Annotated in this window: 6 protein-coding genes; 5 read left to right on the top strand and 1 reads right to left on the bottom strand. The window is 71.4% G+C overall.

Annotation, left to right across the window (positions count from 1 at the left end; translation table 11 throughout):
- The 4 genes from ABT300_RS38945 to ABT300_RS38930 all read left to right on the top strand — a co-directional run.
- Positions 1–537 (top strand): nitrilase-related carbon-nitrogen hydrolase (locus ABT300_RS38945; protein ID WP_351686375.1); only part of this gene is annotated, 537 nt, incomplete at its 5' end.
- A gap of 94 nt (positions 538–631) precedes the next feature.
- Complete coding sequence (hydA, locus tag ABT300_RS38940; RefSeq protein ID WP_351686373.1) at positions 632–2,035, top strand: dihydropyrimidinase; 1,404 nt, start codon at positions 632–634, stop codon at positions 2,033–2,035.
- 11 nt (positions 2,036–2,046) lie between these two features.
- Positions 2,047–3,066 (top strand): TIGR03842 family LLM class F420-dependent oxidoreductase, encoded by a 1,020-nt coding sequence (locus ABT300_RS38935; RefSeq protein ID WP_351686371.1) that lies wholly within the window; start codon positions 2,047–2,049, stop codon positions 3,064–3,066.
- Between the two features lie 143 nt (positions 3,067–3,209).
- The gene (locus ABT300_RS38930; protein WP_351686368.1) at positions 3,210–4,739 is read left to right on the top strand and encodes an NCS1 family nucleobase:cation symporter-1; all 1,530 of its coding nucleotides are present in this window, start codon (positions 3,210–3,212) and stop codon (positions 4,737–4,739) included.
- Between the two features lie 79 nt (positions 4,740–4,818).
- On the opposite strand, the gene ABT300_RS38925 is transcribed toward ABT300_RS38930, so the two are convergent.
- Positions 4,819–5,487: a hypothetical protein gene (locus tag ABT300_RS38925; protein WP_351686366.1), complete on the bottom strand. Its 669-nt coding sequence runs from the start codon at positions 5,485–5,487 to the stop codon at positions 4,819–4,821.
- 329 nt (positions 5,488–5,816) lie between these two features.
- On the opposite strand from ABT300_RS38925, the gene ABT300_RS38920 reads away from it, so the two are divergent.
- Complete coding sequence (locus ABT300_RS38920; RefSeq protein ID WP_351686363.1) at positions 5,817–7,643, top strand: gamma-glutamyltransferase family protein; 1,827 nt, start codon at positions 5,817–5,819, stop codon at positions 7,641–7,643.
- Positions 7,644–7,668: the final 25 nt, after the last annotated feature.

Here is a 7,668-nt window from a genome sequence, read left to right as displayed (position 1 = left end):
GCGGCCGTGATCGACGCGGACGGTTCCTACCTCGGCAAGTACCGCAAGCACCACATCCCCCAGGTGAAGGGCTTCTGGGAGAAGTTCTACTTCCGCCCCGGGAACGCCGGCTGGCCGGTGTTCGACACGGCCGTCGGCCGGGTCGGCGTCTACATCTGCTACGACCGCCACTTCCCCGAGGGCTGGCGCGCGCTGGGGCTCGAGGGGGCCGAGATCGTCTTCAACCCGTCGGCGACCTCCCGCGGCCTGTCCGCGTATCTGTGGCAGCTGGAGCAGCCGGCGGCGGCCGTCGCCAACGAGTACTTCGTCGGCGCCATCAACCGGGTCGGCGTCGAGGAACTCGGCGACAACGACTTCTACGGCACCTCGTACTTCGTGGACCCGGAGGCCCAGTTCGTCGGGGAGGTGGCCAGCGACAAGGAGCCAGAACTCGTCGTCCGCGACCTCGACATGGCGAAGCTGCGCGCGGTCCGCGACCGCTGGCAGTTCTACCGCGACCGCCGCCCGGACGCCTACGGCCCGCTGACCGCGCCGTAACCGGCCGCGACTGCCGCCGGTCCGGTGCACGGGGGCCGGACCGGCGGCGCCCCTCAGACACGACGACAGCGTTGCACACGGCAGGAGAGGGAGAATGAGCAGCCGAACCGTCATCCGGGGTGGTCTCGTCATCACCGCGTCCGACGAGATCCACGCCGACGTCCTGATCGAGGACGGCCGCATCGCCGCCCTCGCCGTCTCCGGCGCCCCGGCCGCCGAAGCCTGGACCGCCGAGCGCGTCATCGACGCCGCCGGGAAGTACGTGATCCCGGGCGGGGTGGACGTCCACACCCACATGGAGCTGCCGTTCGGCGGCACCTCGGCCTCCGACACCTTCGAGACCGGCACCCGGGCCGCCGCCTGGGGCGGCACGACGACCATCGTCGACTTCGCCGTGCAGAGCGTCGGGCACAGCCTGCGCGAAGGCCTCGACGCCTGGCACGCGAAGGCCGAGGGCAACTGCGCGATCGACTACGGCTTCCACATGATCGTCTCCGACGTGAACCAGGACACGCTCAAGGAGATGGACCGCCTGGTGGAGGAGGGCGTCACCTCCTTCAAGCAGTTCATGGCCTACCCCGGCGTCTTCTACAGCGACGACGGCCAGATCCTGCGCGCCATGCAGCGCTCCGCCGAGAACGGCGGACTGATCATGATGCACGCGGAGAACGGCATCGCCATCGACGTCCTCGTCGAACAGGCCCTCGCGCGCGGCGAGACGGACCCGAGGTATCACGGCGAGGTCCGCAAGGCCCTCCTGGAGGCCGAGGCCACCCATCGCGCCATCAAGCTCGCGCAGGTCGCCGGGGCGCCGCTGTACGTGGTGCACGTATCGGCGATGGAAGCGGTTGCGGAACTGGCCAGGGCGCGCGACGACGGGCTGAACGTCTTCGGCGAGACCTGTCCGCAGTACCTGTTCCTGTCGACCGACAACCTCGCCGAACCCGATTTCGAGGGCTCGAAGTACGTGTGCAGCACTCCGCTCAGGCCCAAGGAGCACCAGGCCAAGCTGTGGCAGGGGCTGCGCACCAACGACCTCCAGGTCGTCTCCACCGACCACTGCCCCTTCTGCTTCGAGGGCCAGAAGGAGCTCGGCCGGGGCGACTTCTCGAAGATCCCCAACGGCCTGCCGGGCGTCGAGAACCGCATGGACCTGCTCCACCAGGCCGTCGTCGACGGGCACATCAGCCGCCGCCGCTGGATCGAGATCGCCTGCGCCACCCCGGCCCGCATGTTCGGCATGTACCCCAAGAAGGGCACCATCGCCCCGGGCGCCGACGCCGACGTCGTGATCTACGACCCGCAGGCCGAGCAGACCGTCTCCGCCGAGACCCACCACATGAACGTCGACTACTCGGCCTACGAGGGCAAGCGGATCACCGGCCGCGTCGAGACGGTGCTGTCGCGAGGCGAACTCGTCATCACCGAGCGGGAGTACACCGGACACGCCGGACACGGCGTCTACACCCCGCGCTCCACCTGTCAGTACCTCTACTAGGAGCAGCGCCCATGGACTTCGGACTCGTCCTGCAGACCGACCCGCCGGCCTCCAAGGTCGTCGACCTGATGCAGCGCGCAGAACGCAGCGGCTTCACCTACGGCTGGACCTTCGACTCCGCCGTGCTCTGGCAGGAACCGTTCGTGATCTACAGTCAGATCCTCGCGAACACCGACCGGCTGACCGTCGGTCCCATGGTGACCAACCCCGGCACCCGCACCTGGGAGGTCACCGCCTCCACCTTCGCCACCCTCAACGACATGTTCGGCAACCGCACCGTCTGCGGCATCGGCCGCGGCGACTCCGCGATGCGCGTCGCCGGCCGCGCGCCCAACACCCTCGCCCGGATCAGCGAGGCCATGAAGGTCATCCGCGCGCTCGGCTCCGGCCAGGAGGCCGACCTCGGCGGGACGGTCGTACGGTTCCCCTGGATCAAGGACGACGCCCGGCTGCCCGTCTGGATGGCCGCGTACGGGCCGAAGGCGCTGAAGATGACCGGCGAGGAGGCCGACGGCTTCATCCTCCAGCTCGCCGACCTGTACCTCACCGAGTACATGGTGAAGGCCGTGAAGGACGCCGCGGCCGCCGCCGGACGCGACCCGGCCGAGGTCAGGATCTGCGTGGCCGCCCCCGCGTACGTCACCGACGACGACTCCCCGCAGGCGCTGGCCCACGCCCGCGAGCAGTGCCGGTGGTTCGGCGGCATGGTCGGCAACCACGTGGCCGACCTGGTGTCGAAGTACGGCGAGCACTCCTCCCAGGTCCCCGAGGAGCTCACCGACTACATCAAGGCCCGGCAGGGGTACGACTACTCGCACCACGGCCGCAGCGACAACCCCGACACCGCGTTCGTGCCCGACGAGATCGTCGACCGCTTCTGCCTCATCGGACCGGTCGACAAGCACATCGAGAAGCTGAACGCCCTGCGCGACCTCGGCGTCGACCAGTTCGCCGTCTACGACATGCACGACGCCCAGGAGAAGGTCATCGACGCCTACGGCACGACGGTGATCCCCGCGGTCAACGGCTGACCCCCTCTTCCCCCGAGCGGCTCCCCACCGCTGCCCTCCCCGTCCCCCCACTCCAGTTCTCCCCTCCTCCACCGTCCGGGGAGGAGGGGGCCGGAGACCCGCACGGCCTTTCCGGATCCGCCCCTCGTTTGATTGGCCTGCCCATGACCGACACCGCTCCCACGGCCATACCGCCGACCGCCCAAGTCACCCTCGCCGACGGCCGGGTGGAGATCGCCCCCGGTTCGCCGCAGCCCAGCGGCCCCTACGCCAACGAGGACCTGCTCCCGGTCCCGGTGGAGAAGCGCACCTGGACCACGTACAACTTCTCCGCGCTGTGGGTCGGCATGGCCCACAACACGGCGTCGTGGACGCTGGCCTCCGGTCTGATCGCCGTCGGCATGGACTGGAAGCAGGCGGTGTTCACCATCGCCCTGGCCAATGTGATCGTGCTGGTGCCGATGCTGCTCACCGGGCACGCGGGACCCAAGTACGGCATCCCCTTCCCGGTCTTCGCCCGTGCCTCCTTCGGCATACGCGGCGCCAACCTCCCTGCCGTGGTACGGGCGTTGGTGGCGTGCGGCTGGTTCGGCATCCAGACCTGGATCGGCGGCGAGGCGATCTACTTCCTCGCCGGCAAGCTGATCGGCGGCGGCTGGAGCGACGCCGGGAAGATCGGCGGCTACGCCTGGACCATGTGGCTGTCGTTCGCGATCTTCTGGGCGATCCAGGTCGCGATCATCTATCGGGGCATGGAGACGATCCGCCGCTTCGAGAACTGGGCCGCTCCCTTCGTCCTCGTCGGCGCGCTCGTGATGCTGATCTGGATGAGCAACAAAGCAGGCGGTTTCGGTCCGTTGCTGGACCAGCCCTCCAAGCTCGGCTGGGGCGGCGACTTCTGGAAGCTCTTCTGGCCGTCCCTCATGGGCATGATCGGCTTCTGGTCGACGCTGTCGCTGAACATCCCCGACTTCACCCGCTACGGGAAGTCGCAGCGGGCGCAGACCTGGGGACAGGCTCTCGGTCTTCCCACGACGATGACGCTGTTCGCGCTGCTGTCGGTGATGGTCACCTCCGGCTCGCAGGCCGTCTACGGCGAGACGATCTGGGACCCGGTACAGCTCGCCGCGAAGACCGACAACGCCGTCGGGCTGCTGTTCGCGCTGGTGACCGTGCTGGTGGCGACGCTGTCGGTGAACATCGCGGCCAACCTGGTGTCGCCCGCCTTCGACTTCTCCAACGTCGCGCCCCGCAAGGTCAGCTTCCGCACCGGCGCACTCGCCACCTGCGTGCTCGGCGTGCTGATCTTCCCGTGGAAGCTGTACTCCGACCCGCAGGGCTACATCTTCACCTGGCTCGGTCTGGTCGGCGGTCTGCTGGGCACGGTCGCCGGCATCCTCATCGCCGACTACTGGATCCTGCGCCGCGGCCGACTCGACCTGACCGACCTGTACCGGGCCGGCGGCCGCTACTGGTACGAGGGCGGCTGGAACTGGCGGGCCGTGGCCGCGTTCGTGGCCGGCGGCGTCCTCGCGATCGGCGGCGCCAGCTTCAAGCCGCTGTTCGACGGCCGTCCGATCCCGGCGCTGGAACCCCTCGCGGACTACGGCTGGGCCGTCGGCCTCGGCACCTCGATCGTGGTGTACCTGGCCCTGATGCTGCCGCGCGGCCGGCAGGAGGACAGCGCCGTCTGAGACGGGCGTCCGCGGCACGTGCGCTTCCCCGCGCGCGTGCCGCAGGCGTGCCGGACGGGACGAACGGCCCGCGGAGTCCTCAGGACTTGCCGCTGCTCTGCAGGGCCGCCACCGCTTCCTTCGCGGCCCTGATGGCGCCCTTGTTGATCTCGTCGGTGGCGGGCGCCTTCTTCGACTCGAAGTCGCTGCCGTTGTAGTTGACGATCACCAGCGCGTTGGCGACCCGGGCGATGACGACGCCCTCGCGGGTCTGCTGCTTGTCCTCGGTCGTGAGGTTCACCACCGAGTAGCCCTCGTCGCCGAGCCCCGGCACCGCCCCGCCGCCGCTCTTCTCCGTGGTGCGCTCCTTGTACGAGCTCTGCGCCGCCGCGTCCGACTCGGCGATCTCGAAGGAGACGTCGAGCCAGCGGTAGTCGTAGCCCTTGAGCGCGTTCCAGGAGCAGGTGCGGCGCAGCGCGGTGTCCGTGGACGGGATCTCCTTGCCCGCAGACTTGGCGCCCGGCACGAGCGAGGCGACCGTCTTCACGCTCACGCCGGTGCACGGAGCGGGCGCGGCCGCGTACGTCTTGGGGGCGGCGCTGGAGGGCTGTCCGGACGACGTGTCGGACTGGGCCTTGCGCGTGTCCTTGCTCGCCGTGTCCTGCGGTTCGTCGGAGGGGCCGGACGACATCGCCCAGCCGGCACAGGCGAGCACGACCACCGGGGTCAGACGCGCGGTGAGGGCGAGCGGCAGTGGGAGAGAGCGCACAGAGCACTTTCGTGGGGGACGGTGTGGACGGGGTCCGCGGTGCGGACGGCAGACGCCAGTGTCACACGACTCCCTGTGGGGCGGAAGTGCGAACTCGCTCCGTGGCCGCGCGATGACGAAGGGGCCCGGATCCACCGGGACATCACCGCCCTTCACGGCTCATAGGGGACACCGCCTGTGCGGGGCGGGCGCGTTCTCCGGGGCCCCACCGCACCGTCACGCCGGGCACGGCGTCCCACGACGGCGGAGACAGACCGCGGTCTCCGGGCCGGGCGCGGGGCGGATGCGTACGATCGCGAGGTCGGCCGCACGCGCAGTGAGGAGCCCCCGTGTTCACCACCCGCCCCACCCTCCAGGGCACCTTCGGCATGGTCTCCTCCACGCACTGGCTGGCCTCGCAGTCGGCGATGGCCGTGCTGGAGGACGGCGGCAACGCCTACGACGCGGCCGTGGCCGGGGCGTTCGTGCTGCACGTCGTCGAGCCGCACCTCAACGGGCCCGCAGGCGAGGTCCCGATCCTGCTCGCCCCGGCCGGCGGAGAGGTGCGGGTGCTGTGCGGGCAGGGCGTGGCGCCGGCCGGGGCGACGGTCGCGCACTACCGCGGTCTCGGCCTCGACCTCGTGCCCGGCACGGGCCCCCTCGCCGCCGCGGTCCCCGGCGCGGTCGACGCATGGCTGCTCCTCCTGCGGGACCACGGCACCAAGTCCCTCGACGACGTGCTGAAGTACGCGATCGCATACGCCGAGCACGGGCACGCGCCCGTGGAGAACGTCGGCGCGACCGTCGAGACGGTACGGGAGCTGTTCGAGACGGAGTGGACCTCGTCGGCGCAGGTGTACCTGCCCGGCGGCCGGTCGCCGCGCCCGGGTGAGCTGCTGCGCAACCCGGCGCTCGCCGCCACCTGGAAGCGGCTGCTCGCCGAGACCGCCCCGGCGGGCGACCGGGAGGCCCGGATCGAGGCCGCGCGGGAGGTGTGGCGGTCCGGGTTCGTCGCCGAGGCGCTCGTGCGGCAGTCGGAGCGCCCCACCCTGGACACCAGCGGCGAGCGTCACACGGGCACGCTCACGGCCACCGACCTCGCCGGCTGGTCCGCGTCCTACGAGGCGCCGGCGACGTACGACTGGAACGGCTGGACCGTGTGCAAGGCCGGCCCCTGGAGCCAGGGCCCGGCCCTCCTGCAGCAGCTCGCGCTGCTCCCGCCCGAACTGCCCGAGTACGGCTCCGCCGCCTACGTCCATCTCCTGGTGGAGGGCTGCAAGCTCGCCATGGCCGACCGCGAGGCCTGGTACGGCGACGCGGCCGAGGTCCCGCTGGAGGCTCTGCTCGCCCCCGGCTACAACGCGGGGCGCCGACGACTGATCGGCGACGAGGCGTCGTACGGGCTGCGGCCCGGCAGCCCCGGCGGGCGCACCCCGCGGCTGAGCGCGCACGCGCACGTGATCGCCGTGGACGACCCCGGCGCCGGCCCCCTGGGCGTCGGCGAGCCGACCGTAGCCAAAGGGCCGGCGTCGCCCGTGCCCGGCGAGCCGCCGGTCGCCGTCGACGGGGCCGTCCGCGGCGACACCTGCCACCTCGACGTCGTCGACCGCTGGGGCAACATGGTCGCGGCGACGCCCAGCGGAGGCTGGCTGCAGTCCAACCCGGTCGTGCCCGAGCTGGGCTTCCCGCTCGGCACACGGCTGCAGATGACCTGGCTGGAGGAGGGCCTGCCGAACTCCCTCACGCCGGGGCGCCGCCCCCGCACCACCCTCACGCCCTCGCTCGCGCTGCGCGACGGGGTCCCGGTCCTGGCGTTCGGCACGCCCGGCGGCGACCAGCAGGACCAGTGGCAGCTCCACTTCCTCCTGGGGGTCGCCCTGCGCGCGCGGGTGCGCGGCGGACTCGACCTGCAGGGGGCGATCGACGCGCCCAACTGGCACACCGACGGCTTCCCCGGCTCCTTCTTCCCGCGCGGCATGCGGCCCGGCAGTCTCACCGTGGAGTCCCGGATGCCGGCGGCGGTGGTGCAGGAGCTGCGGCGACGCGGTCACCGGGTGACCGTCGGCCACGCCTGGTCCGAGGGCCGTCTGTGCGCGGTCGCCCGCGATCCGGCGACCGGGATCCTGTCGGCGGCCGCGAACCCGCGCGGCATGCAGGGATACGCGGTGGGCCGCTGACGACCCCGCCCGGCCCGGCCCGGCC

Source organism: Streptomyces sp. NPDC001027, assembly GCF_040299045.1.
Taxonomy (GTDB): Bacteria; Actinomycetota; Actinomycetes; order Streptomycetales; family Streptomycetaceae; genus Streptomyces.
Note: the sequence above shows the minus strand (reverse complement) of the source record. Positions and strands in the feature narration are given on the sequence as shown.

Coding starts and splice junctions, on each gene's coding strand:
- hydA (WP_351686373.1), top strand. CDS start 632: ATGAGCAGCCGAACCGTCATCCGGGGTGGTCTCGTCATCACCGCGTCC.
- ABT300_RS38935 (WP_351686371.1), top strand. CDS start 2,047: ATGGACTTCGGACTCGTCCTGCAGACCGACCCGCCGGCCTCCAAGGTC.
- ABT300_RS38930 (WP_351686368.1), top strand. CDS start 3,210: ATGACCGACACCGCTCCCACGGCCATACCGCCGACCGCCCAAGTCACC.